We start from the raw sequence: 26,485 nt of genomic DNA on the forward strand, positions 1-26,485 counted from the left end.
GGATAGAAATGTCCGCCAAATTAAAAGTAAAAGTAACCAGCGTCAAATCCAATCGCAAATCCAAAAGCCGTGCCCGTATATCAACCAGCTGCAAATGCAAAGATGAGCATAAAAGCTGCGGCTGCAGCCGACGTACTGAACCAGCAGTTGAAGCTATGCAGGTTGCAGGAGCAGAACTAAGCGATCTGTTCAAGCAATTAAAAGACGAGGAAACAGCAGAAAAATTTGTGAGAGCGATCCGCTGCCGCGACGCTAGAGCCATTCAATGCTTGCTCGACTGCCATTGCCGCGTCGTTTGCTTCTTCTGTACGCATGAAAAAGATTGTGTAAGAATTTGCTGCTCATTCGGAAGAAACCATGATGTGACTGTATCGTTCGACATTTGCGTCAAACGAGTTCAAGATGAGTGCCGTCGCAATGTATGGTTCTAATTTAATGGTTTTGAAAGGGCTGCCTTCTGTTAGGAGGCAGTCTTTTTGCCGTTTGCAGGCATTTGAATCACAGTTGCAGAGACAGAAGCATACGGTAGAGGAGTGAGTGTTAAGAGGTTCGAACGAGCAAGGAGGAAAGCAAAATGCCGTTAATTCCTAATTTTCCGCAAGCGCTGTTAGACGAGCACAAGATCTGGCATCACACCTATCATTTGGTGCCAGGGACGGTACCGCCGCCGGGTTATGGCGAGCGATTCCTGCGGTTTCATCGCGATTATATTAATCGGGTGTACAGCTGGTATGATGCGATGGGCTACGACAGACGATGGATTGCACCATGGAGCCAGGTGCCGGAGGGCATACGTCGTTCCGCGTGCTACGATGCCGGGGCCGAGCAGAGAGTACAATCGAACCCGCGATCCTTCGGGTCGCTGGATCAGCTTGGCAGCTTTATTGAGACCAACCTTCATGGATGCTTCCATGAAATGGGGGCGCGTCTTTACAATCAGCCTGAGCTGAATGATTTCGACCTCGCCCCGCGTCACACAGAGTTTTATAATATTCATGGGCTGATTGATCAATGGTATACCAACTGGGAGCGGGCATGGGGAGTGCGCGATCAGCCCCATACGAGCGAGACACAGGCTAAGTACAGCCGTGCAGTGCCTGGAGCACATTCACGTAATAAGCAAAGTCACGGGGAACGAACTGGCTGGCCTGAACGGAGCGCTGTACGGCCTTCAGCGGAGCGTCCGGCTCGCGAAGCTCGACGCCGGAAGCAGACACCTCGGATAAAGAGCCTTGAAACAGTGCAATCAACGCATCAAGGTCAGCCTCGTAAACGCCGGCCACTTCTTCTGGCTGGAGCTTTAACTCAAGCAAAGGCACCTCGCAAACGAGGCCAAAAACATCGCTGACCTCCCTGTCTATGAATGGCATGCCGTTCACTTCGCCGCTTGCGTCCTCGCGAATTTGCCCTAGAGGGATGAGCTGCTCGAACGAGGCTTTTACGCCAAGCTCTTCCTCAAGCTCACGCATTGCCTCGCGGATGGTTTCGCCTGCTGCAAGGTGGCCGGCAGCGGTAATATCATAGCAGCCTGGATTCGTATCCTTACTGTCCTGCCGCAGCTGGAACCGCACGAATCTGCGGTCGCCTTCGCGGCGGGTCAGCCAGCAGTGGAACGTGCGATGCCAATAGCCGCGAGCATGCGTTTCCGCACGCGTCGCCGTGCCAAGCGGACGAAGCTGCTCGTCATAAATATCGAACAGCTCATCAGCCATGCGCGGCAGCCTCAAGCTGAGAGGTGCAGTGCTTGCAGCGAGTAGCTTTTACAGGGATTTTGGACAAGCAGTACGGGCAATCCTTCTCGGTTACTTCCACAGGAGCCGTTTCCTTCTTCTCATTGCGGCGCAGCACGTTTATCACTTTAACGAGCATGAAAATACAGAATGCCACGATAATAAAGTCGAGCATCACGTTGATGAATTGTCCGTAGGCGATGGCAGGAGCTGTTTTTATTTGTTCGGCCGTCAGTGTATCTGTTTTCCCGAGATAAAGCTTCAAATCTTTAAAATTCACTTCCCCCAAAATCTTGCCAATCGGCGGCATAATGATATCATTTACGAGCGAGGTTACGATTTTCCCGAAAGCCCCTCCGATAATGACCCCGACTGCGAGGTCAATAACATTGCCCTTCATCGCAAACTCTTTAAATTCCTTGACGATCTTCATTTCTGTTCCTCCTAGCAAATATGATGACACTATGGTGGCACTTCAGGCGCAGCTTAACAGGTATGCCGAACACAAGCTGGCGATCTTCTATTCTGCTAGTATAGCCTGTTTCGAATATAGCCATCCTATCATAATAACGGAAGTTTGGAAGAAGAGAAATAGTGACCGCTTTTACGCCAAAATCCCACAAATTTTTATGTATAAAACAGAGGATTTTTTGGATAATTGTCGAAATTTACTATTTGTAGGTAAATATATGGATATCTAAGGAGCCCTATGGCTGACTCTATCATTTCTGGAAACCCCTATTATCTCGTTTTATCGGTCATCATCATGTGTTTTGCTTCTTATACGATGCTGAATATGATAGAGCAGCTGCAGCCTAAGCGACGCATGTATGGATTCAATTGGATTATTGGCGGAGCCTCCGTTTATGGGCTTGGCTTATGGACGATGCATGTCGTATCCTTGCTTGCTTCTGATTACCGAATGGTCATGGATTGGAGCATGCTGCTCGTATTGGTCGTCTGTGCGATTATCGTCTATTCTTCGCTGGTTATTTTGAAAAAACAGGAGCTTGTACGAGGACGTTACCTTTTTAGTGCTCTATTAATGGCGCTAGGATCGACTATGCTTCAGTATATATCGATGTTATCAGAGTCCGTAGTCATTCTCCAAATGAATTGGCCGCTCTTCTGGCTCTCCTTTGGTGTCGGCATTGCTGGCGCCTATTTGGCTTTTTATTGGCTGGATTCCAAGTCTCCGTATTATAAGTTAAAAAGCTGTTTGTCATTAGGGTTATCTAATATGGCCATCCACCAAATTGGCATGCATGCGCTCAAAATCGAATATGATAATATCTTATCGACCGATCTGCTGAACGAATATTTGCTGCTGCTTGCCTTTCTGTTAGGGCTGTCCACTTTAATTATTCTAAGCTTTAGCTTGACGACATGGCTTGCTTCCAATAAATACAGCCAGATCGATGAGCGATACAAGCTGCTTGTAGAGAATTCGATGGACACGATTGCAGTGATTAGTGATGACAAATGGGAATTTATGAACCGCGCAGGCTTGCGCATGTTCGAGGCGCAGTCCGAGACGGAATTGCTCGGCCAAAGCGTATACGGCCTATTGGACTCGCAATACCATAATGAGATGCGTGCATGGCTTGCTACAGGACAGGAACACGAGGCTGTTCCAGCCAAGCCGCTTGAGCTGCAATGGTTGTCGATGCAGGGCACATTGCTGCACACGGAGATGGTAAGCGCCAGCTCAACCTTCTCCGGAAAGCAAATAAAACAGGTCATTATACGAGATATCTCAGAGCGAAAGAAGAACGAGGAGCTCTTGATCAATTCGGAGAAGCTGTACGTCGCAGGCCAGCTGGCTGCAGGGATTGCGCATGAAATCCGCAATCCGCTTACTTCCTTGAAGGGCTTCTTGCAGCTTATCGCTTCGGGCCGCGGCAATACCAGCAATTTCTACGACATTATGAAATCAGAGCTGATTCGCATCGAATCCATCGTGAGTGAGCTGCTCATGCTCTCTAAGCCGCAAGTATATGAGTTTGTACATAAAGATTCCCGCCAAATTATGGCGGATACTGTGAATTTGCTCGAAACGCAAGCGATTCTGCATAATGTGATGATTGAGTTCCATTCCGACTATCGCCCATTATGGGTGCTTGGCGTAGAAAATCAGCTTAAGCAGGTGTTCATTAATGTTCTTAAGAATGCCATTGAAGCGATGCATAATGGCGGTGTGGTCACGATTACGATGTCTCTTGAAGAGGAATCCGCCGTGTTGATCCGCATTAAGGATGAGGGCTCAGGCATACCGGACGAGCAGCTGGCCAAGATCGGCCAGCCGTTCTATACGACAAAGGATAAAGGCACTGGGCTTGGCCTAATGGTTACTTACAAGATTATCGACAACCATCAAGGACGAATTTCAGCAGAGAGCAAACTAGGCGTGGGAACGACTTTTGTAATCCAATTGCCTTATAGGGAAATGACCGTTGCAAAGGCTGAGCAATCGGATTCTGCAATGTGAAACCTAAAATGAAAGGTCTCGTAATATGCTTTAGAAGTTCAGCATCACCATTATGAGGGTGGAGGTCGTAAAGATGTTTAATCGTTTTTTGGCAAGTATCGGCATAGGGTCCGCGAAGATTGATACGCTGCTGGAGAAACCTCGATATGCGCCTGGCGAAGAGGTTCGGGGCATCGTGAAAATTCAGGGCGGCAACGTGGAGCAGCGAATCGAAACGATCCAGCTATCGGTCATGACAGAATATATACGAGAGAGCAACGACAGCAAGATTACGCAGCACGGCGAGGTTGGACGCTATCATGTGAGCGCTCCTTTCACGTTGAACGCAAACGAGCAGCGCGAGGTGCCATTCAGCTTCCAGCTGCCACACCAAACACCGCTTACGATCGGACGCGCGCCAGTATGGGTGAAGACCGAGCTGGATGTGCGAGGCGGCGTTGATCCCGGCGATAACGACCGTATAGAGGTTGTTCCAACCGCTGCCATGAATACGGTACTCGAAGCTTTGAACGTCCTCGGGTTCCGCTTGCGGAAGGCGGAGTGTGAATATTCATCTAAGCTTGGCGGCAAAATGCCCTTTATCCAAGAGCTTGAATTTGTACCGACGACGCAATTCCGCGGACAGCTCGATGAGCTGGAAGTGATGTTCTATCCGTCGGATCGCGAGCTGGAGCTCGTGCTCCAAATCGATCGGCGCGCACGCGGCTTGTCAAGCTTTTTCGCGGAGGCCATGAACATGGATGAATCCTTTGTGCGTACCCGTTTTACGAATGAGCAGTTGGCTGCAGGACCACATGCAATCGCAAACCAGCTGTCCGGCATTATTGCACGCTACGCATAAACCGCTGGATCGTTGGAAAAAGCTCGGAAGCACGCCTGCGGGGTGTTTCGGAGCTTTTTTTTGCGATTAAGATAGAGAAAGCATGATTGGCTTTCATTTTTCGGTATAATAGCTGGAGGAGGGGATTTACTTTGGCAGAACCGCTTAAGGCCATGTATGATGGCTTTTTTCTAGAAAGATTTGCAGCATTGGTGAAGACCGCATGGAATCCGTTTAACGAATCGGAATTTGTGGAGCATGTGAGGGACGGCAATTGGGAGCAGCTGGAGCTGAAGGCTCGCGCTCGAAAAATTACAGAAGCACTGGGCGCCGCGCTGCCGCAGTCATATGGCGATGCGCTAGCTGTCCTTTATCTAATAGATGAGAAATGCACAGGGCTGCCCTATATATTCTTCTCGGATTTTGTAGAGATATATGGCATGGAGCCGCATAACTGGGACCTTTCGTTAGCGGCGCTGACACGTTTCACAGAACGCTCTACAGCTGAATTCGCCATTCGGGCATTTATCCTGAATGATCCGGAACGCATGGCTTCGCAGATGCTTGCTTGGGCGGAGCATCCGAACGAGCACGTACGACGGCTTGCGAGCGAAGGAATCAGGCCGCGTCTTCCATGGGCGCAAGCTCTTCCGTTATTCAAGCGGGATCCATCGCCTATTGTACCGATACTGGAGAAGCTGAAACGGGATCCATCCCTCTACGTTCGCAAGAGTGTGGCTAACAATTTGAATGATATTGCGAAGGATCATCCTGAGCTTGTCATTTCGCTGGCGGAGGCATGGATCGGCGAGGATCCGCACACGGACTGGATCGTGCGGCATGGCTGCCGTACGTTAATCAAGAAGTCGGTTCCTGAGATTATGGCTTTGTTTGGCTACGCGAAGCATGAGGCATCAGAAGAGACGGATCAGCCGCTTGTTGCTTATGCTGAACTGGAGGTCACTCCAAGCATAATAGCCATCGGAAGTGAGATTTCCTTGCGATACCACGTACGATTGCGCGAGGGAGAATCCGCCAAGCTTCGCATTGAATATGGCATTGCATTCGTAAAGTCCGGAGGCAAAACATCGATTAAACGTTTTCTCCTCTCTGACCGCGAGTATGCAGGAGGCGCTGCTGCTTCCAGCGTACGTGCACACCGCTTTGCGGATTTGACAACGCGAAAGCACTATAGCGGGCTTCATGTCGTGACGCTATGGGTGAACGGGAGAGAGGTGGCCTCCGCGGAGCTGACGGTAACGGAGGCGAAACCGTTATGACGATCGGTGCCAGAGTATTAAAAACGGGGATGGCTGTCGCGCTTGCCATTTATTTGAGCAGCCTGTTTGGCTTTGCTTCCCCGCTGATTGCTGCGGTAGCGGCTATATTTACCATTCAGCCATCTATCTATCGCTCATGGCAGCGAGTAGCGGATCAGGTACAGACGAACCTGCTTGGTGCGGTCATTGCTATTGCTGCGGTTCGTTTATTCGGCCATACGCCGATTGCGGCAGGACTCGTGTGCATATTGGTCATTCTAATTAGTATCAGGCTCAAAATGGAGAGTACGATTAGCCTGACGCTGGTAACCGTAGTTGCGATTATGGAGGCAAACGGACAGGGCTGGGATGTTGCGATTTCAAGATTGTTAATGGTACTGACCGGAATCGGCTCTTCCTTTTTGGTGAACGTACTCGTGTTCCCGCCTAGGCCGAGAAAACAATTCACGGAGCAGGTCCATCAGGCCTATACACAGCTCTCCCTGCTGCTAAGAACAGCGGTGTCCAATGAAATGAAGGAGCAGGTATTCCGCGTGGAGAAGGACAAGCTGCATGGCACGCTTCGCAAGCTGGAGGAGCGCCATACCGTATTCGAAGAAGAGCGCAAGGTTCTCGCCAGAACGAAGACGAGTCATGCCAGGCAGCTGCTTGTGTCCAAGCAAATGATTAAGACGCTGCAAAAAGGGGCAGACCTGCTTGACGTCGTGGAGGAGCATTACTTCGCCTCTCCTAGTGCGGGGGAGTGGGCGCTGCGCTTCGATCGGCAAATCGAAGACTTATCGAAATATCATGAGCAAATTTTGCTGAAGGCCGAGGATAAGATGAAGCCTAACGCCTTGATCGAGCCGGAGGAAGAGCGTGAAGCTAGGTTCGTCAAGGATTTAACCGCCTATGTAATGGAGGATCCGGATGAGCATAAGCGTCTTATATTTGTAGCATCTGGGTTATTCGAATACGCCTATCACCTTAGACGTTTGGAGAAGCTGCTTGATCAGGTGCAGCAGCGCGAAGAAAACGCGAGAAGAGATATCGACGAGGCGCAGGAATCAGCTTAGATACGTTAAGGATGAACATAAAATAATACAGCAGGCCGGAGATGCGCCATTAGCGCGCTCCGGCCTGCTGTTTGGTTTGAAGCTGCATGATTAGCTTGTCAAAACCGCGCAGGCTGCTGCCTATTGATCATCGTCGGTTTTGTTGCTTCCTTCATGGCGGCGCGGATGCTGCATATGCGCTTCTGGATTATTATCATCGTCATGCGGCACCAAACGAGGATCGGTATGTCCTTCATGGTGATTGTTGAAGAACAGCTCGACAAGCTGCCATTCCGTGGAACCGAGCATCGGGTCCGCAGGGAAAACATCGCCTCGCTCCAACTGCTCCTCGCGTCCCCATTCATTGCGATAAGTGCCTTTGACTTCAACCGGTTCCCCAGATAGAGGGTTCATCTCATGGTGGTTTGAATCGCTCATATGTTGTTAACCAACCTTCCTGTAGTCATAATCCATGCTTGGGCACCGCTGCGCGGTCGGCATCTGATTGCAGCTCGCTTGCAGACTGTTTGTTCGCTTGATTGCGGTCAGCCCGCGACTGTGCTTTGCTCGCCGCTTTCTGTTGATCGGATGGCTGTTGGTCTGACATGTCATCACCCTCCCTTCTCTTCATAAGAAGTTCCTCAACAGTGTGCCACAAAAGGAAGAAATGTATGAGCTCGGATTATGGGGAAGGTTTTGACGAAGCTATAGCGAAAGATGAGACAAAATACGAAACTAAAAACGAAACTAAAGATGAAAGCAAAGTTGAAACCAAAGTTGAAACCAAAGATGAAACCAAAGTTGAAAGCAAAGATGAAACCAAAGATGAAAACAAAGACGAAACCAAAGATGAAACCAAAGATGAAACCAAAGATGAAACCAAAGACGAACCTAAACATGAAGCTGAAGAAGAATCTAAAGATGAAACCAAGGATAAAGCCAAATCTGAAGCTAAAGATGCTGCTTAAAATGAAACGAAATCTGAAGCTTATAAAAGCTGAAGACCGCAGGATGGACAGGTCGCATCCTGCTCGGTGACGGTTTCACTACAAGCTGGACAAGGCTCTGAGAAGGGGGGAGCAGCCGCTGAGCCAAGCTTGTCAGGATCATGACGGTTCTTGTCGGCGTCGTCTACCGAAGGCCTAAGATGTGCAGGCGTGCCAAATATCGTCTCGACCATCTCTTTGAGGTCCTTGTATTTGTCGGAGTCATCCGATGCAATACGTATGAACATAAACATGCCGGCGAGAAATCCGCCGGCAATCAAGAGTACGATAGTGCCCATGCCAACATCAAGCCAAGTAAGCAGGACAGGCGGCAGTGATGCTAGGAAGCTATGCGAAGAGAGCATGCGGCATCACCTCATCCATTCACCTGGTAACGGGATTCGAGACGTTTGCCCCCGAACCACATGACCAGCACGGCGGTAATCGATACAAAGATACGCCAAGGCTCATCGACCAAATTGCCGATATCGAAGCTGATTAGCGAGATACAGAAAATCATAACGGCTTTGCCGAGAAGCGTTGCCAGCAGAAACGTATGAAAAGGCACCTTGCTTAGGCCAGAAACGACCGTAATGATGACGGAAGGCGTAAAGGGAAAGCAAGCGAGCAGAAATAGCGGCGTAAAGCCGCGGCGCTCCACCCAATTAAAAAACCGTTCTGACTTTGGAAAGCGCCGCTCCAGACGTCCCTTTACGTTGCGGCCGAGCTTGCGGCTAATCCAAAAGACGGTTACCGCGCCGGCGGTAACGCCGATCCATGAGAAAAGAAACCCGAATCCGAGACCGTAAATGTTGGCATTAGCCGCGATAATAAGAATCAGCGGCAGGAAGGGGAGAAAGGATTCGATCATGGGCAGAAGAATTCCCGGAAATGGCCCCCATTGCGAATAGCTCTCGAGAGTCCACTGTATGGAATCCAAATCCAAATGCTTGATGTATTCCAGCCAATTATGCCAATCATCCATAGCTTTAACTCCGTTCTACTTGTTTATCGCTTTTATTGGTTGTTGCAAATGCCTGCTTGGGAAGCCAAAAATAAAATAAGCCAATCAATCCAAACAGAGTTGCGCTCGTCCAGAAGACAGAGCTCTCTCCGTTTTGTGCGGCAAGGAGGCCTCCGGCAGCAGGTCCGATCATGACGCCGAACCCTTCGAAGGTGGAAAGCATTCCCCAGCCTACACCTTCTTGCTTGGGTGGGACGTAGGTCGCTAGCAGCGCATTCCAAGCGGGCAGAATAGCCGAATAGGAAAGGCCAAGCATGGCAGATATAAGTAAACAATACCAGAATGCAAGTCCCGAAGCCAGCATCCATAAACCAATTCCGAACACCCCGAATCCGGCAACGAGAAACCATTTTTTGCTGGTCAGCCGATCGGATAATTTCCCCATTGGAATGAGGCTCGCAACCGCTGTAATTCCTCCTGTCGTCAAGAGGATAGAGTACTGGGCTCCCGATAATCCAAGCTCTTGCTCCGCGTAACCGGGGAGTATGGGAACGAGCATGCTCGCCCCGGCCGTCTGCAGGATCATGCCTGGCAGCAGAAGCCGCATGGACCGAAGCTGCCCTTTAAGAATGGTTAGCTGCTTTCCAAGCGGTATGCGTTCAGTCGTCTGAGCCCTTGTGCGATTCATGAAGAGCGTCAGCAGGCAAGCTGTGGCAGACAAGCTGACGAGCAGGTTGTACGTAAACGATACGCTGACATCGAGCAAAATAGTACAAACGATCGGTCCGCTCCCGAGACCAACCATCCAGACGGTATACAGCAGACCCATTTGCGCGGCTCGCTGCTGCGCGCTTACTTTGGTCAAGCAAGCGATCCAGATCGGGGACATTCCAATGCCATATAGAGCAGCTGCCCCAATGAACATCCATGGAAGCTCTGCGAACCGCAGCAGAAAAACACCGGCAAGCGATACGACAAGCCCAGCTTGCACGACAATGCGAATCGAAAAGCGATCTAATAAATAGCCGATCACGATTTTGAGCATCGTATCCACTAAGTAATGTGCGGAGATGGCGGCTCCTATGACATCAGGCGCAAGCCCTAGCGTCTTCGCGCCATAAATAGGCAGCAGGCTAACCAGCACGGCTCCCCGTAAAAACTCCACAAGGAACAATATGACGGAGATAAGGCGCATCTCCGCTCCGAAAGCGTGACTATTGCGCACGGCGGGGCTCCTTATCTCCTATAGAGTAGATGCTTTCTCTATTATACGGATGTTGGATAAAATATCCAAAATAATGCTATCTGCAGCCATTTGGGAGGACGGCAGCTGCTTGATGGACAGCTTGCTATTAGTAAGACGTAAAGGATCATGGACGAGTTTCAAAATTTGGCCCGTTAGCTCAGCTGCCTCATACGAAATGGTTGCTGCGCCTTTAGCAGCAAGGTATTGCGCATTCTGCTTTTCCTGACCGGGTACAGGTCGGTAGATGAATAGAGGCAAGCCTGCAGTGATGCCTTCTGAGAGCGTGACGCCTCCAGGCTTCGTAACGAGACAGTCTGATAAGGACATCAGCTCATGTATCGCATCGACATAGCCGAGAACGCATAAACGGGACTTGCCGCTATGATGCTGGAACAGCTGTTGTATGGCGTTCTTTAGCGGAACATTCCGCCCGCATACAAGCACGACTTGAACATTAGCATCAGCCAGCAGCATGCTGCAGATTAGGGCTGCATCGGGCATGACGCCCTGCGCGCCTGCCATGATGAGGATGATGGGTTTATTTGGGTTAAGGTTGTAGCGATGATAGAGCTCACTTGAGGGCGCAGCTGCGCGAAATCCGCGTTTAAGGGGAATGCCGGTTACCTGCACGGCTTGATTCGGAATGCCGAGCTTTGTGAGCTCCTGCTTCAAATCCTCCGTTGCGACATAATAACGGTCAATACTGGGATGAACCCATCGGCAATGCAAGTCGAAGTCTGTGATAACGGCATAGGAAGGCGGATGGAAGCCATTGCTTCGTTTTAATTCCGGCAGGGCAAAGCTCGGAAAGGTATGAACTACGATATCAGGCTGCTCCGCGAGAAGAATGCGCTTGATTTTATCTTTGCCAAAAGAGTGCAGCAGCCCACCAAACCATGAATCATGCTTCATAGGCTTGGTGAAATCGTACATCCAGCCGTAGAGCGAAGGCATGTTGGTATAGCTTTTTTGATAAAAGCGCCTTGTCACCTCATTCAGCCATGGATGCGATTCCGCCATCAAATCGATCATAACCGTGCGGAAATTGCCCAGCTCCTCCATGGAGCTTCGGAGCGCGCGGGCAACCTGCAGGTGGCCGTCGCCGTAAGAGGCATACAAAATTAACATTTTAGGCTGAGAATTGCTCTCGAAATGAAACATGAATACACCTCCTGAGGGTAGTGTAGCGGAGGATTGTTATGCAGGCATGAACGGGATTTGGTTAGTTTGTGTAATTTTTGTATAATAGTAAAGCAATCCATCCTATTTCAAAAATTGAAGGAGCGATGTTTAGAGTGCAGTATACGAAATTGGGAAGATCAGGTCTTCAGGTAAGCCGTTTATGTCTGGGAACGATGAATTTCGGGGTAGATACGGACGAGAAGGAATCATTTCGTATTCTAGATGCAGCGCTGGATGCAGGCATTAACTTTATTGATACCGCCAACATTTACGGTTGGGGCGAGAATGCCGGTCGCACGGAGGAAATCATCGGCAAATGGTTCGCCCAGGGCGATGGGCGCCGCGAACGCACCGTACTAGCCACTAAAGTATATGGCGATATGCATGACAAGCATGACGGCCCCAACCGGGAAGCCGGTTTGTCTGCTTACAAAATCCGCAGGCATTTGGAAGCATCGCTCAAACGTTTGCAAACGGATCACATAGAACTTTATCAAATGCACCACGTTGATCGCAGCGTTCATTGGAGCGAGCTGTGGGGCGCGTTCGAAACGGCCGTTGCGCAAGGGAAAGTGGGCTACATAGGCTCCAGCAACTTTGCGGGCTGGGATATTGCCGTGGCACAAGGCGAAGCCAAAGCAAGAGGCTCTATCGGCTTAGTATCCGAGCAGCATAAGTACAATCTGCTATGCCGCTTGCCTGAACTGGAAGTGCTGCCTGCCTCCAAAGAGCTTGGACTAGGCGTAATTCCGTGGAGTCCGCTTGACGGAGGCTTGCTGGCAGGCAACCACCGCCGGAAGGACGGAGGACGCCGCAGCGGTGACTCGAAGCGCCTGGAGCAGCATCGCGAGCAGTTGGATGCTTATGCAGCGTTCTGTGACGAGCTAGGCGAGCCCGAGGATCTTGTTTCACTGGCGTGGCTGCTTGCGAATCCAGCCGTAACGGCACCAATCATTGGCGTTCGTACGTTGGATCAATTCGAGCGCTCGCTTCGCGCTGTCGAGCTAACGCTTGATGAATCGGCGCTTAAGCGAATTGATGAAATATTCCCTGGTCCTGGCGGGGACGCGCCGCGCGCATATGCCTGGTAATTCAAACACGGCTGTCCCAAAAGAATTAAACAGATCGGGATAGTCCGGTGCATGCACAAAATAACCTTCAACATCACTATTAAAGTGGAGCTGAAGGTTATTTTTTTAATCCCCTATTACGTACAAAGCGGAACTGAATTTTCCAGAAGTGATTCTTGGCATAGCCCCGAGTTTAATAGGAGACAGGTTAGACTTCGAAAACATTGAAAACATTGAAAACATTGAAAACATTGAAAACATTGAAAACATCAAACATCGAAAACGATGGTGCAAGTTGATCAATTTAACCTGTTGATTAAATCAACAGGTCGATCAAATCAACAGATTGAACAAATTAACAAGTCGATCAAATCAAAAGGTCGATCAAATCAACAGATTGAACAAATCAACAAGTTGATCAAATCAACAGGTTGAACAACACAGGGTCTTTGTTCAGCTCTAGAAACTGAAAGCCTTTCTTGGTCATGCGATCGACGAGCGGATTATAATCCTCTCTATGCTTGAGCTCGATGCCAACGAGTGCTGGGCCGTTGTCCTTATTCGACTTTTTGGTGTACTCGAAGCGGGTTATGTCGTCGTTTGGTCCAAGCACGCGATCCAGAAATTCACGAAGCGCCCCTGCGCGCTGTGGGAAGCTGACCATGAAATAATGCTTGTAGCCTTCATAGATGAGCGAACGCTCCTTAATTTCTTGCATCCGGTCTACGTCATTGTTGCCGCCGCTTACGACACAGACTACAGTCTTGCCTTCGATTTGCTCCCTGTAGGCTTCCAGCGCAGCTATCGGCAGCGCTCCAGCCGGCTCGGCAACAATCGCATTCTCGTTGTATAAGTCCAGCATGGTGGTGCATACCTTGCCTTCAGGTACGGCAATGACATCATCCAGCAGCTCTCTGCAAAGCTCAAATGTCAAATCGCCGATACGTTTGACTGCTGCCCCGTCGACAAACTTGTCGATCTGATCCAGCGGCGTTACTTTACCCGCATCGAGCGATGCTCTAAGGGACTGGGCACCTTCAGGCTCTACACCGATAACTCTGGTAGCCGGCGAGACGATTTTGACATAGGAGGATACGCCTGCGGCAAGCCCTCCGCCGCCAACGGTGACGAAGACGAAATCGGGAACCGATTCGGCTGCTTCCATCAGCTCTTGGCCGACGGTCCCATTCCCGGCGATGATCTTGGCATCATCGAATGGGTGGATGAAGGCCATGCCGCTGCGGTTGCTCTCCGCAATCGCTTCGGCATAGGCATCGTCAAAGGTATCGCCGGTTAGAATGACCTCGACATTATTGCCGCCAAAGAAGTTGACCTGTGAAACTTTTTGGCGCGGTGTTGTGCTTGGCATGTAGATCTTGCCCGGAATGCCGAGCGTCTGGCAGGAATAAGCTACGCCCTGCGCATGGTTGCCTGCACTGGCGCAAACGACGCCTTTGGCGAGTGTTTCTTCGCTAAGCGAGCGCATTAAATGGTAGGCGCCGCGTATTTTGAACGAACGAACGATCTGCAGATCTTCACGCTTCAAGAGCACATGGCAGTTGAAACGCTCAGAGAGCACGCGATTATATTGAAGCGGCGTACGCGTAATGACATCCTTCAAATGCATTTGCGCTTGAACGATTTCTTCAAGCCCAATCCGGTGCAGCGGGGTATTATTTGTGTTCATAGATGATCATCCTCTCGTCTTTCGCCGATCAACAGCGTAAATGAATGGATTCATTATAGCACTATCAACGCAGCTGTATGTATGGTGAGTTGCTATTTTTTATAGAGTGGAGGAAGTTGAATGGGCAAAATAGTAAAAAGGCTGCTGCTGCTTCTCATTGTTATGCTCTTGCTGCTTGGCGGAGCGCTTTGGTGGCTCATATCCTATATTGCGCCGGACGAGCAGCTTGATCTCAGCTACGCTCCGATCGATGTTAAGGGAAAAGCGCTGGATATGGTCAAAAATTTAAAGCCGGAGCTCGTCCTCACGGAAACGGATATTGACCATCTGATCAAACAAAACTTGAAGAGCGAGTACGGTAACGGCGAAGCAGGATCATCGGCCATCATGCTGAGGAAAGATGTGCGCTTGGACGGAGCGCGCTTCGAGCTGGAGAAGAACAGGCTTGTGGCGCATTTGAACGTGACTTATAAAGAAAGGCTGCCAGCTGCATTAGAAGCGGTGTATGCGCTGGAATGGCAATCGCCGAATATTGTGCTTAGGCCGCATGCCTTGTCATTGAAAAAGAGCAGCTTGCCGTTAACGATGCTGGATACGATTATCATTCCGCTAGATCTGCCTGCCCATGATGTTGTAACCGTAAGGGATGTTCAGTTCGAGAATGATCGAATTCGAATCGGATTCAAGCTGCAGTTTTCACTCTAGCATGCAAAAGAAGAGGCTTTCTCAGCAGGTCAGAAATGACCTGTTGGGGTAGCCTCTTCTTTAGTGATAAAGACCAAATGAATCACTAGAAATTAATATTCCTGAAATAGCTCATGTCGTTTGAATATTATCATGTCCAAGCTGGTTAGCAAGCGTCCTTATATAGACATGTGAACAAGTTCACACAAACGTAGACTAGAATATAAAATTAGCGGTACAGGAATGGCTTCCTGTACCGCTGGATTCAAAACAATTATTAACTGAGAGTGATATACACGCCTGCGCTGGCAAGGCCAGTTACGGTTGTTGCGACTGTTAGACCAGTCGTGGTTACCGAATAAACCAAGATGATACGGTCTTGTGCGAGTAGAGGAACGGCTAAGCCAGTCGTAATTCCGCTTAATACATCGCCTACAGCAACGGTGGTGATAGTTGGGAGTGTTACGAGTGCTCCTGGGAGAGGAGCGAAAACGTTGCTTCCTGCTGGTGCTCTATATAGCTGTGCAGTAACGGTTGCTGTGCCGCCAATCAACGCCAACGCGATCAAAATGCTGAGGTCTGCTGAAATAGAAGTAAGGGTACCTGCTTCCGGAATAGTAAATGCAAAGCCTGGAGCAAGCAGCGGATCTGTAATATCTAATCCAACGAGGCTTACACCTGCAACGCTGCTGCCAAAGCCGACAAGGCTTGTTGTACCAACCAAACCGGCTATTGTTGATACGAGTACCACTGGAGCTACTGTTCCAGATGCATAAGGAATGATTGTTCCGCCAAAGAAAGGACCTGTAGGGCCAGTGGCACCGGTTGCTCCAGCAGGACCTGCGGCTCCTACTGCACCTGCAGCACCGGTTGCGCCAGTAATGCCAGTTCCAGGGCCGGATGGTCCTACTGGGCCTATCGGGCCTGCAACTCCTGCGGGACCAGCAGGTCCAGCGGGTCCTTGTAATCCTCTACGGCCAGTTGAGCCTTGAGGGGCATTGACGACTAGCTTTTTCTTAACGATGATTACTTTATCTCCATGACTCTTTCTTTTTGGTCTGCAACCCGATGCTGGCTTTCTGACGCAGCGATTCTTGTGATTTGAGCAACCCAGTTGAAAGCACCTCCTTGTTTAATACGTTATTCTACGTTTGAATTCTATCTATTGATTGGGTAAGTATCAGGTAGAGACATAGACCTTCAACTATATTTGCGGATTTGTGTGAATGGATGCTAGAGATTAGCCTATCTGAATGACTAGATGATTGGAGCAAGCAACCGATGAACATCAAATGAATAAATGCATTGACATCCATACTGAGAATGGTTATCATGTATACGAAAGTGATAATCATTATCACTAAAGGGAGGGGTAAGTATCTCTACCTTTAGCGGGAGGAAAAGCTTGTGGGATTGCTTTACGAAATGGTATTGAAAAAACGCAAATCTGCGTTTCTTATGCAGCAGCTTGGCAAAGGAAACGAGGCTGCAAACCAGAACATAAGCCATAAAATGCTCGATGACGCGAGCACACATATAAAGCTGAAGATTCAGCAGACGACCTACTAATTTTATTGGAATGGAAGGAGCGAAATACATGCAAACCGAAACAAGCAGACCTTGGAATTGGCTGCTCTTTCCGTTCTCATCGGTTAAAGCAGGCTCTGATTGCTTGTTTGCCGCTTCCGTCGGGCATGGCATTTATCAAATTGACGCGGAAGGAAGCTGGGAGAAGCTTGAGCTTGGCATGGACAGCAGTGCCCATGTGAATCGGCTGCAGCTGCAGCATGAATTGCTGCATGCCTGCACGAGCAGCGGCTTGTACGAATGGAACGGCGAGGCTTGGGAGAACGACGGCTTAACGATTCCATGCTATCAATATCGCAAAATTGGCGGAAGCAGCTACGCGGCTACGGAATATGGATTATGGTCCAAGGCGAGCAGCCGCTGGGAACAGATCGCATGCGAGAACAAGAAAGTATTCGACTTTATAAACCTGCCGCAATATTTGATCATCGCGCATGAAAGCGGCATCTCTCTATATGACCGTTTCATGGATGAATGGGCGCATTTTGAGCTGGAAACAAGTATAACTAGCTTAGCTGTATTCAGAGGCCATCTGATAGGCACGAGCGATAAAGGCGAGCTGCTCGTTGGCGACAAAAAAGGAAGATTTGACCGGATTCGGTTCGGCAAGCCGTTTATATTTTCGGTGATGTCGAAGGGCAACGTGGTGTATGCCTGCACGGACCGAGGTTTATTCCAGCTCGCTTACATTTGCAATCAAGTAACGCTGTTGTCTATCAAGCTCGGCTGCCCGGTAACGGACATTGATATGCAGGACGGCAACTTATATATGGCTACTCTTTTTCAGGGCATTCAGACATTGAATAAAGATAATTAATAACGACATTAAATAACGACATTAATTAATGATATTGAAAAAGAAATAGAAAAAGAAATTGAAATAGAAATTGAAATAGAAATAGAAATAGAAATAGAAATAGAAATAGAAATAGAAATAGAAATAGAAATAGAAAAAGAAATAGAAAAAGAAATTGAAAATGAAATTGAAAGAAAATTGAGTAAAGACATTAAATAAAGACATTAAATATACAATTCACACAGATGGTAGAGGAGGAATGACGGATGTCGAAAGTACTTGTCGTTTATGCAAGCATGACAGGTAACACGGAAGAAATGGCAGAAGCCATTGCAGAGGGGGTTAAGCAAGCAGGTGCGGAGGTTGTGCTGAAAGAGGCTTTCGATGCCAGCGCGGCGGAGCTTACGGAATACGACGCTATTATTATGGGGGCTTATACGTGGGGGGATGGCGAGCTTCCGGATGAATTCATTGATTTCTACGATGAAATGGCTTCACTTGATTTAAACGGGAAGATCGCGGCTGCATTCGGTTCAGGCGATACATCCTATCCGATTTATTGCGCGGCTGTTGATATGATTGAGGCAAAGCTTAAGGAGCTTGGCGCGACCATCTCAGCAGCGTGCATTRAGTTCGAGTACAACGCATCAGAGGATGAGAAGGAGCAAGGCAGAAGCATGGGGCGTCAAATTGCCAGCCTTGTAGCTGTTGCAGGATAAAGAGACGAGAGGAGCGGCAGCGCTAATGCAGCAAATACCGATTGTACTGAGAGTAGAGGATTATAAGCTGGAAGAGCTGCTGCGTTATCCCGAGCGTTTCGCCAATAATAAAGCAGGCCATAAACGAAAGAACGATGTGAACTGGAGACAGATGGTCCAGTATGCGGCCAGCCACAGCGTAAATGATTTCTACGGGCTGCCGGCAGCGGCGCGCTCAAGCGCCTCAATAGAAGCATCCGTTGAGCAGTGGTGGACGAATCGGAATTATAAGTTTCATTCGGATGAGCATTTTTTGCAAATGAAACAGACGCTTAAGGAGCAGTTAACAAGCTTTCTGCTAGGAGGCTCATGCCCGCAAATGCCGATTATCTTTTATGAGCAGCTTACGGCTTACGTAGAGGAGCTTGATCTCGAAATATCGCAAATCTTTCATTTGGTCGCGGTTGATCCAGATGGAGGAGCAGACGACTATATTGTGCAGAAGCTGGCAGTAGATGTCGATGAAGAGTCGCTGGGCTTACTGTTCCATATGACCTCGGTATTTTGCATGAGTGCCTTCGAGAAGCTTCCGACACGAATAGAAGTACTGTCCTTGCTCAACGGCAAAAAAGTGGTATATGTTCCCGATGAAGAATCGCTCGAGAGTTCCTATGATTATATGTATCTGATCAAAAGCTTGCTCCCGGAGGCTGATGTGTTCAAGGTGAACCCAGGATCCTCTTTTCAATTCGTCATGTAAGTCATGGTAATATCATAGAATAGTTATGCCAGCCTCATGCAAACTTCTGAAAAGGAGAGCTTGAGGTTTGTTTTATTGTAGACAAATGAAACGGTTTTCAAGTAACATGGGCAGTAGTCATTTTTTGCATATTTACACATGGGAGATTTGATTCGCTTTCGAAGTCGTTTTGCTGTGCAAAACGTAAATAAGGAGAGATCAGGTTGTCAGAAGAGCTATTACTAACATTTCGTTCACCGCCGTTGCCCTTTTTCATAGAATCCAACCGCTTAACCTATCATGCCGGGGAAGAGCATCCGAACCGGACGAATCTAGGTGTATTTGATCTGCTATTCGTGAACCAAGGCTCGCTGCATGTGGCAGAGGATAATCGCAGATGGACGCTTGGTCCGGGCGATGTTCTTATCCTGCGGCCTGATCGCTGGCATTATTCCACAAGGCCTTGCGAAGAGGAAACGGTGTTCGATTGGATTCATTTTCAGACAGTCGGCGCCTGGGAGGAGACGGTAGGCAACCAAAGCGGCTCGCTGCGAGGCGATTATTATACGTATGCGATTCGTTTGCCCAAAAAAATGAAGCTCACTTATCCGGACGAGGCCAAGCTCATTTTCTCGCAGCTGCATGAGGCGGCTAAGAGCTCCTCCCACGGTGCCTTCTGGGATCGGCAGCAGCGTTTCCTGCATTTGCTGCAAATGCTTGATGAGGGCTGGCGTTCGGATGCCGCCAAAGCAGCAGTGTCTGTTGCAGAGCGGGCGGCTGCTTATCTCAAGCTTAATTATCGGAGCCCAATCAGCAACACAATGCTAAGCGATGTGCTTCAGCTTCATACCAATTACATTACGCGCTGCATGACCGAGGTATTCGATTGTACGCCGCAGCAATATTTGCTGTATTATAGGCTCGATCAAGCCAAACTGCTTCTTATCAAAACAGATTGGACGATCGCGCGGGTAGCGGAGGAAACGGGGTTCCGTCAGACGCCTCATTTCTCAAGGCTGTTCGCGTCCCATACCGGGATGCCGCCGCTTAAATTCCGCAAACGGTTCACGATGTAAGCTAGCTTATAAAAGGCGGGGAACGGGCAGATGCTCGGTCCCCGCTTTTTTTTCGTCAAGCAGCCTGCATAATTTTGCGGCCTTTAACAGAAACTGGATTCAAACAACGTGAAAAAGGGTGGTTGCGATGATTGAACGGTTTTCCTTAACGGCAGATATAAGCGATATCGTGGATCGGTTTCAGGTAGGCAAGGTGATTAAAGGACATACGAATCGATTTAATGTAGCGCCTACGCAGACGGTGTCCATTGTGATGAATGACCGTTTTGACCAAAGAACGATGCAGGAATCCAGATGGGGTTTGTTTCCGTTCTGGGCAAAGGATGCAGTGAATGCCGACCATAAAACGCTATCCGAGAAGCCTTTCCTGGCACGCATGCTAAGAAGGCAAAGATGCGTGCTGCCTTGCAGCGGTTTTTTCGGACAAAAGCAGGTGGGCAAGGAGCGTGATCCAAGAGCGATGCATATTGTCGTTCCGAGCCAGCAACTGCTGGGCATTGCAGGCATTTATGACTGCTGGAGAAACGTGAGCGGCAAAGAGGTTCGCGCGTTCACGATGATTACCGCGGCTTCGACCGGCGCGATGTCTGTATGGCAGCCGCGAGTGCCTGTTATTCTCGATGAGGAAGGCATTGAGGACTGGCTGAACCCGCGGATTACCGAATTCAGCGGTCTGCGCAAGCATCTGGAGGCGATGGATACCTATCTGATGCGCGCGTATCCCGTTACGAATGCAGTGCATGATGATTTGTTCGAATCGCCGGACTGCATCCGGGAGATACGGCCTGATTTCGCATAGATAGAGCGTCGGTAATGAGGATGATATAAAGTCGGATATTGAATATTTTCAAATCCGGATTTTTACGGAATGGTTGGGAAAGAGCCTACAACTCCAAATTAAAGTGGAGTTGTAGGTTCTTTGTGCATGTTATGGGATTGGCCGAAGCTAGGGCATGCTCTTGGGGCAGCCTCTTGGTGTGGCTGATGGAGATAAATCACGGAGTGATGCTAGGTGTGAGCTCGCTGTAGCGGGAGAGATAGGGATGATTCTGGGTGCGAGCACGTTGTAGTGGGTGCAGTAGAGATGATTTTGGGTGCGGGCTCGTTTTGGTGGGTGTAGTAGGGATGATAGGTACGAGTACGTTGTAGTGGGTGCAGTAGGGATGATTTTGGGTGCGAGCACGTTGTAGTGGGTGCAGTAGAGATGATTTTGGGTGTGAGCACGTTGTAGTGTGTAGCAGTAGAGATGTTTTTGGGTGCGAGCTCGCTGTAGTGAGTGCAGTAGGGATGATTTAGGTGCGAGCACGCTGCAGCTCGGTTGTCAGTAAAGGTACAAGCTCGAATAAATCGCCCACGATGCCATAATCGGCTATGCCGAATATAGGAGCGTCGGGGTCTTTGTTGATCGCGACAATGACGCGGGATTGGCTCATCCCGGCAAGATGCTGTATGGCGCCGCTTATGCCGCAGGCGATATAAAGCTGCGGGGTGACAACCTTGCCGGTTTGCCCGATTTGCAGAGCATAGTCGCAGTAGCCTGCGTCGCAGGCTCCGCGCGAGGCGCCGACGGCGCCGCCGAGAGCCGCGGCCATCGCCTGCAGCGGCTCGAAGCCCGCCGCGCTTCGCACGCCTCGACCGCCGGACACGACGACGTCGGCCTCGGCTAGGTCAAGCTGGCCGCCGGCGCGGCGCACAAGGCTGCGCACGGCGGTATAGAGCGGCGGCACCGTGAAAGGAAGCTCCGCAACGGTGCCCGTAATGTCGGCGGCGTCGAGCGCATCCGCCGCTTTTATGTTATTCGGGCGCACCGTGACGACCCACGGCTGGCCCGGCACGAAGCTGCGCCGCTCGAACGCCTTGCCGGCGTAGAGCGGGCGAGTGAATGAGGCGCCATCGCCGTCGTCAGATGCTTCGATGGCGATGACGTCAGCGATGTGGCCGGTGCCGATTGCTGCGGCCACACGGGGCGCGAGCTCGCGCCCCATAGCGGTGTGGCCGAGCAATAGCGCGTCCGGCTGCACCGCAGCGATGGCTGCGCCGAGGGCGGCGAGGTACGCCTCGGGCGCGAAGGCGCGGAGGGAAGGATCGTCGGCGATATGCACGACGTCCGCCCCCCGCGCGATTAGCGCGGCGGCTTCATCCGCCGCGCCGCCGGAGCAGGCAAGGACGGCATGCACGGCGCCGTCCTTGCCTGCGAGCAGCTGCGCTGCGCCGAGCGCCTCGAGCGCGACTCGCCGCAGCGCGCCGCCTCGGCTCTCAGCAAAAACCAGAATCTTTTTGGGCATGGAGTGCTGCTCCTCTCTTGTGTCGCTTAAGATAAACGATGATATAGGCGGTTATTTACACTTAGAAGTAGAGGTGTACTGCACTTAATGCAAAGGGATTTTGCATAAAAGGCAATCGCTAAATGTGTTCGTACATTGCACTTTTTGCAATAGAATCTCAAGTAAACGTCAATTCGCCAGGCTGCGTTGTAGAAAATACAACAGAATCACTCTTATGAGTGGGAAATGGGCTGTGAAAGGACCATTCTGTTGCAGAAACTGCAACGTAGCAAGAGCGTGGTTAGTTAAACGACGAATAGAGTGTACAAAGTGCAACGTAGCTAGGTTCGCCGGTTGGAGAGGGGTCTGAGGTAACTAATTTCATCTTTTGCCAACCGGCAACCGGAAACCGAGCGTGGTTAGTTAAACGTCGAATAGAGTGTGCAAGGTGCAACGCTACTCGGCTAATAGTATTGAGGAGAGTTTGAGCCACTCAGGCGTAGCTTTGGAGTTCTCCCCGCGTTCATACTTGCCTAGCTAGAAGCCGAGCTAAAAACCTAGCTAGAAGCCCAGCTAAAAGCCCAGCTAGAAGACTAATTAGAGAGGTAGCTTCGCTTCCTCTCGTAGAAGCGACACCAGCGCGGCTGCCTGCGATATCGGCTCGCCGGGGAGCCGTTTGCCTGCCGCTCGTGGCGGTGGCGGTAGCAGCTCAGTGCGGGCGGTGCGCGGTTCTATGCCCGCAGGATCGAGCGCACCACTGCTTAGCAGCTCGGCCGCCGTTACAGTACGAAGCGGCTTGCGCTTCGCTTTCATTATGCCCGGCAGAGACGGATAGCGGGGCTCATTCAGTCCTTGCTGCGCCGTGATGAGCGCGGGCAGCGGAATCACGACGGTTTCAGTATCGCCTTCGATGTCGCGCTCGACGAGTGCAAAACGTTGAGCGCTGGAGGGACCTGCGGCTTGCAGCACGCTGTCCGCGGGTAATACGTTTATTTCATCTGCGAATAGAAGCGTAAGCTTAATGGCAGACGATGCATGGGGCAGCCCGAGCCGCTCGGCGATTTGCAGGGCGACACTGCCAGCCCCGCTGTCTACCGCGAATAGTCCGGCAAGCAGTAGATCAGGAGCGAGCGGCGCGATAACGGCAGCAAGTGCTGCTGCAACGGCGGAGCCATCCTCGGGCAGAGTCGAGCTGTCCAGCCTAATAGCCTCATCGGCACCAATTGCCAGCGCAGTGCGCAGCGCGTCCTGAGATCGCTCCGGACCGCAGGTTACGGCAATGACTTCGCCGCCTAGGCGCTCCCGCTGGCGGAGCGCCTCCTCCAGTGCATATTCATCGTAAGGGTTGATGACGAATTTGGCTTCAGATTCATCCACGCGGCCAGCGTTTACGATGATTTTTTCCTCGGTATCAAACGTTTGCTTGAGAAGCACAACTATTTTCAGCATAGAAGCTCCCTCACTTCAACCGACATGTTGGTCACACTGTCCATCAGTGCTACGATATGTGGTTTGAGGCATGAATAGACCGTTTTCAATCGCCTGCTGGGCGGCATGTTCATGCTCAAAAAGACATATACATGGAGCATTGCGGCTATTTTTGGAAGCGCTTTAATGCTTGTCCGACTACTTTGCGTTTTGATGCTCTGTTGCAGGAGCGGGCAATTAAGGGGGGCGTGGCATATGTCTTCATGGTTGGCAGCCGGAAAGGTCGATCCTTGGATTACAGGGAGCAAATGGGTGTTGTTTGTTGCGGTTGTAATCCTTGCCGTTACCATGTTCGGGATGGTTGTGCACAGGCGCATCATGTATATGAGGCTCGGAGCACCGTATACCTTCACCCGGTACCGTCGTGAGCGGGGGAGCCAAGCAGGCTTTAGCGCACAGGTGCTCGGCCATCGCAAGCTGCTGAACGACGTGAGAAGCGGAAGCATGCATTTGGTTTATTTTTACGGCTTTATCGTGCTTCAGTTCGGTGCGGCAGATCTGATCTGGAAAGGGCTGAGCAACGGATCTCCGCTGCCTCTGCCCTATTATAGTGCGTTCTCGCTTACGCAGGAGCTGACCGTTACACTCGTTTTTGGCGCTGTGCTCTACGGTGCTTTTCGGCGCTACGGCGAAAGGCTGCCGCGCCTGAAACGAGGATGGAAGCCGTCGCTTGTCATGTGGTTCATTGGCTCGCTAATGCTGACGGTGTTGTTTACTCTGGCGTTCGAACGGCTGGCTATTGAAGAAGCATCGTCTGTCATCGAACCCATTCACGAGTCATATGCGCCAATCAGCAGCAGCCTGGCACAATTGCTTGAGAACATCGGCATCCAATCGGGGGGCGCTTTGGCTCATGCTGGTTTTGAGCTGTTTTGGTGGCTGCATCTGCTCGTGCTGCTCGGTTTTCTCGTTTATGTGCCGCAGTCAAAACATTTCCACTTAATGACCGGGCCCCTTAATCTTTGGTTCCGGCGCAGTACCCCTCCTGGGCGTCTTACGCCGCTCAATCTTGAGGATGAGGAAGCGGAAGCGTTCGGTGCGGGGAAGGTAGAGCATTTCACTCAAAAGCAGATGCTCGATCTATATGCCTGCGTGGAATGCGGCCGCTGCACGAACGTCTGTCCTGCCGCAAGCACCGGCAAGCTGTTGTCACCGATGCATCTGATCGTGAAGCTGAGGGATCATCTGACGGAGAAAGGCGCCGCGATTACGTCCAAGTCGCCTTGGCTGCCCGCCAGCCTTTGGCAATCCAAAACAAACGGGCCAAATGCGCATGTCATGGGCGGCGTCATTCCCGCATGGGAGTCGCCTGCAGATTGGGGGACCGATATCGAGCCGACGATGGCTGCTCAAGTAGGAGCTTGGAGCGTACGGGAGGGCGTCGATCCGAAGGAGGTGGAGCTGATTGGCGAGGTGCTGACGGAGGAGGAGCTTTGGGCGTGCACGACCTGCCGCAACTGCGAGGAGCAGTGCCCGGTAGGCAATGAGCATGTGGATAAAATCATCGACATGCGCCGTCACCTTGTGCTCATGGAGGGCAGGCTGCCTTCTGACGGGCAGCGCGCGCTCCAGAATATTGAACGACAAAGCAACCCGTGGGGGCTGCCTCGTGCCGAGCGTGCCGCATGGATTGCCGAGTGCGAGAGCCGCACAGGCATACGTGTCCCTACGATGCAAGAGCTGAAGCAGCAGGGACGAAAAGCTGATGTGCTCCTTTGGGCGGGCTCGATGGGCGCCTATGATATGCGCAGCCGGCGCGTGCTGTACGATGTTGTGCGGCTGCTGAAGCATGCGGGTGTAAGCTTCGCGACGCTTGGCCATGAAGAACGAAGCTCTGGCGATACCGCAAGGCGGATCGGGAATGAACTGCTCTTTCAAGAGCTGTGCCGCGAGAACATCGAGACTATTGGCAAATACGAGATTAGCCACATCGTGACCGCTTGCCCGCATACCTATAATACGCTCAAAAACGAGTATCCGGATTTTGGGCTGCCGCAGCACATCTTAGTTGAGCATCATACGGAGCTGCTTGCGAAGCTGCTTGCCAACGGTTCGTTAAAAGCGGTACACGCGATCGACGAGCTTGTAACCGTTCATGATTCCTGCTATCTCGGCCGTTACAACCAGACCTATGAAGCGCCAAGAGATATGCTTCGTGCCATACCAGGCGTGAAGACGCTGGAGATGGAGCGCTCGCGCTCAAACGGAATGTGCTGCGGAGCGGGAGGCGGACTGATGTGGATGGAGGAGCATGCCGGAACGAGGGTCAACCATGCGCGTACCGCGCAGGCGCTGGAGGTGAAGCCATCGGTTATCAGCTCTGCATGCCCCTACTGCTTGACGATGATGGAGGATGGCTTGAAGGCGCTAGGTTCCGATGAGCGGGTTATTGCGCGTGATGTGGCAGAGCTGCTGGCAGAGAGCGTCTTCGGCGAATAAGCAGTTAAGCTACATGAAGTTTGAGGTGCGAGGTACGAGGAAGAGCAAGGAGTATATGAGGTGGGGTTTGAATGAGATGAGGTTTGAGCTGCGAGGTACAAGGTACGAGGTACAAGGCAGAGGCAGGAGTATATGAGATGAGGTTTGAGGTACGAGGTGCAAGGCAGAGGCAGGAGTATATGAGATGAGGTTTGAGGTGCGAGGTACGAGGCAGAGCAAGGAGTACT

Annotated in this window: 29 protein-coding genes; 16 read left to right on the top strand and 13 right to left on the bottom strand. The window is 50.8% G+C overall.

Going from position 1 to position 26,485, the window contains the following annotated elements:
* Positions 1 to 8: 8 nt before the first annotated feature.
* A complete protein-coding gene (locus tag AB4Z29_RS23050) occupies positions 9 to 431 on the top strand; it encodes a hypothetical protein (RefSeq protein WP_441945325.1) in 423 nt (140 codons plus the stop codon).
* A gap of 176 nt (positions 432 to 607) precedes the next feature.
* Here AB4Z29_RS23050 and AB4Z29_RS23055 read toward each other — a convergent pair whose 3' ends face one another.
* The 3 genes from AB4Z29_RS23055 to mscL form a co-directional block, all read right to left on the bottom strand.
* Positions 608 to 997 carry a hypothetical protein gene (locus AB4Z29_RS23055; protein ID WP_441945326.1) on the bottom strand — a complete coding sequence of 130 codons (390 nt, stop codon included), beginning with the start codon at positions 995 to 997 and terminating at the stop codon, positions 608 to 610.
* Between the two features lie 79 nt (positions 998 to 1,076).
* On the bottom strand, positions 1,077 to 1,712 hold the full coding sequence (locus AB4Z29_RS23060) for an NUDIX hydrolase (RefSeq protein WP_441945327.1): 636 nt from the start codon (positions 1,710 to 1,712) through the stop codon (positions 1,077 to 1,079).
* Positions 1,705 to 2,163 carry a large-conductance mechanosensitive channel protein MscL gene (gene mscL / locus AB4Z29_RS23065; RefSeq protein WP_441945328.1) on the bottom strand — a complete coding sequence of 153 codons (459 nt, stop codon included), beginning with the start codon at positions 2,161 to 2,163 and terminating at the stop codon, positions 1,705 to 1,707. Before mscL ends, AB4Z29_RS23060 begins: the two co-directional genes overlap by 8 nt.
* Before the next feature lie 276 nt (positions 2,164 to 2,439).
* On the opposite strand from mscL, the gene AB4Z29_RS23070 reads away from it, so the two are divergent.
* The 4 genes from AB4Z29_RS23070 (at position 2,440) to AB4Z29_RS23085 (ending at position 7,373) form a co-directional block, all read left to right on the top strand.
* Positions 2,440 to 4,218: an ATP-binding protein gene (locus AB4Z29_RS23070; RefSeq protein ID WP_441945329.1), complete on the top strand. Its 1,779-nt coding sequence runs from the start codon at positions 2,440 to 2,442 to the stop codon at positions 4,216 to 4,218.
* A 73-nt stretch (positions 4,219 to 4,291) separates the two neighbouring features.
* Positions 4,292 to 5,059, top strand: a complete 768-nt coding sequence (locus tag AB4Z29_RS23075; RefSeq protein WP_441945330.1) for a sporulation protein — start codon at positions 4,292 to 4,294, stop codon at positions 5,057 to 5,059.
* A 131-nt stretch (positions 5,060 to 5,190) separates the two neighbouring features.
* Entirely contained in the window at positions 5,191 to 6,318 is a 1,128-nt protein-coding gene (locus AB4Z29_RS23080) for a DNA alkylation repair protein (RefSeq protein ID WP_441945331.1), read from the top strand.
* Positions 6,315 to 7,373: an FUSC family protein gene (locus AB4Z29_RS23085; protein WP_441945332.1), complete on the top strand. Its 1,059-nt coding sequence runs from the start codon at positions 6,315 to 6,317 to the stop codon at positions 7,371 to 7,373. The genes AB4Z29_RS23080 and AB4Z29_RS23085 overlap by 4 nt, the downstream gene beginning before the upstream one ends.
* 120 nt (positions 7,374 to 7,493) lie before the next feature.
* Here the strand turns inward: AB4Z29_RS23085 and AB4Z29_RS23090 are convergent, their stop codons facing one another.
* Both AB4Z29_RS23090 and AB4Z29_RS23095 read right to left on the bottom strand, forming a co-directional pair.
* A complete protein-coding gene (locus tag AB4Z29_RS23090) occupies positions 7,494 to 7,790 on the bottom strand; it encodes a transposase (protein WP_441945333.1) in 297 nt (98 codons plus the stop codon).
* A gap of 25 nt (positions 7,791 to 7,815) precedes the next feature.
* Positions 7,816 to 7,959: a hypothetical protein gene (locus AB4Z29_RS23095; protein WP_183564760.1), complete on the bottom strand. Its 144-nt coding sequence runs from the start codon at positions 7,957 to 7,959 to the stop codon at positions 7,816 to 7,818.
* Between the two features lie 64 nt (positions 7,960 to 8,023).
* Here AB4Z29_RS23095 and AB4Z29_RS23100 point away from each other — a divergent pair, with 64 nt between their 5' ends.
* Positions 8,024 to 8,320: a hypothetical protein gene (locus AB4Z29_RS23100; RefSeq protein WP_441945334.1), complete on the top strand. Its 297-nt coding sequence runs from the start codon at positions 8,024 to 8,026 to the stop codon at positions 8,318 to 8,320.
* Positions 8,321 to 8,340: 20 nt separating this feature from the next.
* On the opposite strand, the gene AB4Z29_RS23105 is transcribed toward AB4Z29_RS23100, so the two are convergent.
* The 4 genes from AB4Z29_RS23105 to AB4Z29_RS23120 are packed head-to-tail and all read right to left on the bottom strand — an operon-like array spanning position 8,341 to position 11,709.
* Positions 8,341 to 8,703 carry a hypothetical protein gene (locus AB4Z29_RS23105; RefSeq protein ID WP_441945335.1) on the bottom strand — a complete coding sequence of 121 codons (363 nt, stop codon included), beginning with the start codon at positions 8,701 to 8,703 and terminating at the stop codon, positions 8,341 to 8,343.
* 11 nt (positions 8,704 to 8,714) lie between these two features.
* Positions 8,715 to 9,323, bottom strand: a complete 609-nt coding sequence (locus AB4Z29_RS23110; RefSeq protein ID WP_183564766.1) for a TVP38/TMEM64 family protein — start codon at positions 9,321 to 9,323, stop codon at positions 8,715 to 8,717.
* Positions 9,324 to 9,327: 4 nt separating this feature from the next.
* On the bottom strand, positions 9,328 to 10,527 hold the full coding sequence (locus tag AB4Z29_RS23115) for an MFS transporter (RefSeq protein ID WP_441945336.1): 1,200 nt from the start codon (positions 10,525 to 10,527) through the stop codon (positions 9,328 to 9,330).
* An 18-nt stretch (positions 10,528 to 10,545) separates the two neighbouring features.
* Positions 10,546 to 11,709 carry an MGDG synthase family glycosyltransferase gene (locus tag AB4Z29_RS23120; RefSeq protein WP_441945337.1) on the bottom strand — a complete coding sequence of 388 codons (1,164 nt, stop codon included), beginning with the start codon at positions 11,707 to 11,709 and terminating at the stop codon, positions 10,546 to 10,548.
* A gap of 134 nt (positions 11,710 to 11,843) precedes the next feature.
* Here AB4Z29_RS23120 and AB4Z29_RS23125 point away from each other — a divergent pair, with 134 nt between their 5' ends.
* On the top strand, positions 11,844 to 12,821 hold the full coding sequence (locus AB4Z29_RS23125; RefSeq protein ID WP_183564772.1) for an aldo/keto reductase: 978 nt from the start codon (positions 11,844 to 11,846) through the stop codon (positions 12,819 to 12,821).
* A 397-nt stretch (positions 12,822 to 13,218) separates the two neighbouring features.
* Here AB4Z29_RS23125 and ilvA read toward each other — a convergent pair whose 3' ends face one another.
* The gene (gene ilvA, locus AB4Z29_RS23130; RefSeq protein WP_441945338.1) at positions 13,219 to 14,487 is read right to left on the bottom strand and encodes a threonine ammonia-lyase IlvA; all 1,269 of its coding nucleotides are present in this window, start codon (positions 14,485 to 14,487) and stop codon (positions 13,219 to 13,221) included.
* 120 nt (positions 14,488 to 14,607) lie between these two features.
* Here ilvA and AB4Z29_RS23135 point away from each other — a divergent pair, with 120 nt between their 5' ends.
* Positions 14,608 to 15,192 (top strand): hypothetical protein, encoded by a 585-nt coding sequence (locus AB4Z29_RS23135; RefSeq protein ID WP_441945339.1) that lies wholly within the window; start codon positions 14,608 to 14,610, stop codon positions 15,190 to 15,192.
* 256 nt (positions 15,193 to 15,448) lie between these two features.
* On the opposite strand, the gene AB4Z29_RS23140 is transcribed toward AB4Z29_RS23135, so the two are convergent.
* Positions 15,449 to 15,922, bottom strand: a complete 474-nt coding sequence (locus AB4Z29_RS23140) for an exosporium glycoprotein BclB-related protein (protein WP_441945340.1) — start codon at positions 15,920 to 15,922, stop codon at positions 15,449 to 15,451.
* A 28-nt stretch (positions 15,923 to 15,950) separates the two neighbouring features.
* Between AB4Z29_RS23140 and AB4Z29_RS23145 the strand changes: the two genes are divergently transcribed.
* The 7 genes from AB4Z29_RS23145 (at position 15,951) to AB4Z29_RS23175 (ending at position 20,866) form a co-directional block, all read left to right on the top strand.
* Positions 15,951 to 16,163, top strand: a complete 213-nt coding sequence (locus AB4Z29_RS23145) for a hypothetical protein (RefSeq protein ID WP_441945341.1) — start codon at positions 15,951 to 15,953, stop codon at positions 16,161 to 16,163.
* Between the two features lie 415 nt (positions 16,164 to 16,578).
* Complete coding sequence (locus AB4Z29_RS23150; protein WP_441945342.1) at positions 16,579 to 16,740, top strand: hypothetical protein; 162 nt, start codon at positions 16,579 to 16,581, stop codon at positions 16,738 to 16,740.
* A gap of 28 nt (positions 16,741 to 16,768) precedes the next feature.
* Positions 16,769 to 17,575 carry a hypothetical protein gene (locus tag AB4Z29_RS23155; protein WP_441945343.1) on the top strand — a complete coding sequence of 269 codons (807 nt, stop codon included), beginning with the start codon at positions 16,769 to 16,771 and terminating at the stop codon, positions 17,573 to 17,575.
* 245 nt (positions 17,576 to 17,820) lie between these two features.
* On the top strand, positions 17,821 to 18,273 hold the full coding sequence (locus AB4Z29_RS23160; protein WP_441945344.1) for a flavodoxin: 453 nt from the start codon (positions 17,821 to 17,823) through the stop codon (positions 18,271 to 18,273).
* A gap of 25 nt (positions 18,274 to 18,298) precedes the next feature.
* On the top strand, positions 18,299 to 19,012 hold the full coding sequence (locus tag AB4Z29_RS23165; protein WP_441945345.1) for a hypothetical protein: 714 nt from the start codon (positions 18,299 to 18,301) through the stop codon (positions 19,010 to 19,012).
* A 203-nt stretch (positions 19,013 to 19,215) separates the two neighbouring features.
* Positions 19,216 to 20,067 (top strand): AraC family transcriptional regulator, encoded by an 852-nt coding sequence (locus AB4Z29_RS23170; RefSeq protein WP_183564793.1) that lies wholly within the window; start codon positions 19,216 to 19,218, stop codon positions 20,065 to 20,067.
* A gap of 127 nt (positions 20,068 to 20,194) precedes the next feature.
* Positions 20,195 to 20,866: an SOS response-associated peptidase gene (locus tag AB4Z29_RS23175; RefSeq protein ID WP_441945346.1), complete on the top strand. Its 672-nt coding sequence runs from the start codon at positions 20,195 to 20,197 to the stop codon at positions 20,864 to 20,866.
* Between the two features lie 493 nt (positions 20,867 to 21,359).
* Here AB4Z29_RS23175 and AB4Z29_RS23180 read toward each other — a convergent pair whose 3' ends face one another.
* Positions 21,360 to 22,352, bottom strand: a complete 993-nt coding sequence (locus tag AB4Z29_RS23180) for an electron transfer flavoprotein subunit alpha/FixB family protein (RefSeq protein ID WP_441945347.1) — start codon at positions 22,350 to 22,352, stop codon at positions 21,360 to 21,362.
* Between the two features lie 576 nt (positions 22,353 to 22,928).
* Complete coding sequence (locus tag AB4Z29_RS23185; protein WP_441945363.1) at positions 22,929 to 23,777, bottom strand: electron transfer flavoprotein subunit beta/FixA family protein; 849 nt, start codon at positions 23,775 to 23,777, stop codon at positions 22,929 to 22,931.
* A 237-nt stretch (positions 23,778 to 24,014) separates the two neighbouring features.
* Here AB4Z29_RS23185 and AB4Z29_RS23190 point away from each other — a divergent pair, with 237 nt between their 5' ends.
* A complete protein-coding gene (locus AB4Z29_RS23190; RefSeq protein WP_441945348.1) occupies positions 24,015 to 26,258 on the top strand; it encodes a (Fe-S)-binding protein in 2,244 nt (747 codons plus the stop codon).
* Positions 26,259 to 26,485 lie beyond the last annotated feature (227 nt).

Source organism: Paenibacillus sp. 2TAB23 (assembly GCF_052115165.1).
Classification (GTDB): domain Bacteria; phylum Bacillota; class Bacilli; order Paenibacillales; family Paenibacillaceae; genus Pristimantibacillus.

Coding starts and splice junctions, on each gene's coding strand:
- AB4Z29_RS23155 (WP_441945343.1), top strand. CDS start 16,769: ATGCAAACCGAAACAAGCAGACCTTGGAATTGGCTGCTCTTTCCGTTC.
- AB4Z29_RS23120 (WP_441945337.1), bottom strand. CDS start 11,709: ATGTTTCATTTCGAGAGCAATTCTCAGCCTAAAATGTTAATTTTGTAT.
- AB4Z29_RS23105 (WP_441945335.1), bottom strand. CDS start 8,703: ATGCTCTCTTCGCATAGCTTCCTAGCATCACTGCCGCCTGTCCTGCTT.
- AB4Z29_RS23135 (WP_441945339.1), top strand. CDS start 14,608: ATGGGCAAAATAGTAAAAAGGCTGCTGCTGCTTCTCATTGTTATGCTC.
- AB4Z29_RS23070 (WP_441945329.1), top strand. CDS start 2,440: ATGGCTGACTCTATCATTTCTGGAAACCCCTATTATCTCGTTTTATCG.
- AB4Z29_RS23100 (WP_441945334.1), top strand. CDS start 8,024: ATGAGCTCGGATTATGGGGAAGGTTTTGACGAAGCTATAGCGAAAGAT.
- AB4Z29_RS23075 (WP_441945330.1), top strand. CDS start 4,292: ATGTTTAATCGTTTTTTGGCAAGTATCGGCATAGGGTCCGCGAAGATT.
- mscL (WP_441945328.1), bottom strand. CDS start 2,163: ATGAAGATCGTCAAGGAATTTAAAGAGTTTGCGATGAAGGGCAATGTT.
- AB4Z29_RS23090 (WP_441945333.1), bottom strand. CDS start 7,790: ATGAGCGATTCAAACCACCATGAGATGAACCCTCTATCTGGGGAACCG.
- AB4Z29_RS23055 (WP_441945326.1), bottom strand. CDS start 997: ATGAATATTATAAAACTCTGTGTGACGCGGGGCGAGGTCGAAATCATT.
- AB4Z29_RS23050 (WP_441945325.1), top strand. CDS start 9: ATGTCCGCCAAATTAAAAGTAAAAGTAACCAGCGTCAAATCCAATCGC.
- AB4Z29_RS23060 (WP_441945327.1), bottom strand. CDS start 1,712: ATGGCTGATGAGCTGTTCGATATTTATGACGAGCAGCTTCGTCCGCTT.
- AB4Z29_RS23165 (WP_441945345.1), top strand. CDS start 18,299: ATGCAGCAAATACCGATTGTACTGAGAGTAGAGGATTATAAGCTGGAA.
- AB4Z29_RS23180 (WP_441945347.1), bottom strand. CDS start 22,352: ATGCCCAAAAAGATTCTGGTTTTTGCTGAGAGCCGAGGCGGCGCGCTG.
- AB4Z29_RS23095 (WP_183564760.1), bottom strand. CDS start 7,959: ATGTCAGACCAACAGCCATCCGATCAACAGAAAGCGGCGAGCAAAGCA.
- ilvA (WP_441945338.1), bottom strand. CDS start 14,487: ATGAACACAAATAATACCCCGCTGCACCGGATTGGGCTTGAAGAAATC.
- AB4Z29_RS23175 (WP_441945346.1), top strand. CDS start 20,195: ATGATTGAACGGTTTTCCTTAACGGCAGATATAAGCGATATCGTGGAT.
- AB4Z29_RS23085 (WP_441945332.1), top strand. CDS start 6,315: ATGACGATCGGTGCCAGAGTATTAAAAACGGGGATGGCTGTCGCGCTT.
- AB4Z29_RS23110 (WP_183564766.1), bottom strand. CDS start 9,323: ATGGATGATTGGCATAATTGGCTGGAATACATCAAGCATTTGGATTTG.
- AB4Z29_RS23145 (WP_441945341.1), top strand. CDS start 15,951: ATGATTGTTCCGCCAAAGAAAGGACCTGTAGGGCCAGTGGCACCGGTT.
- AB4Z29_RS23190 (WP_441945348.1), top strand. CDS start 24,015: ATGTCTTCATGGTTGGCAGCCGGAAAGGTCGATCCTTGGATTACAGGG.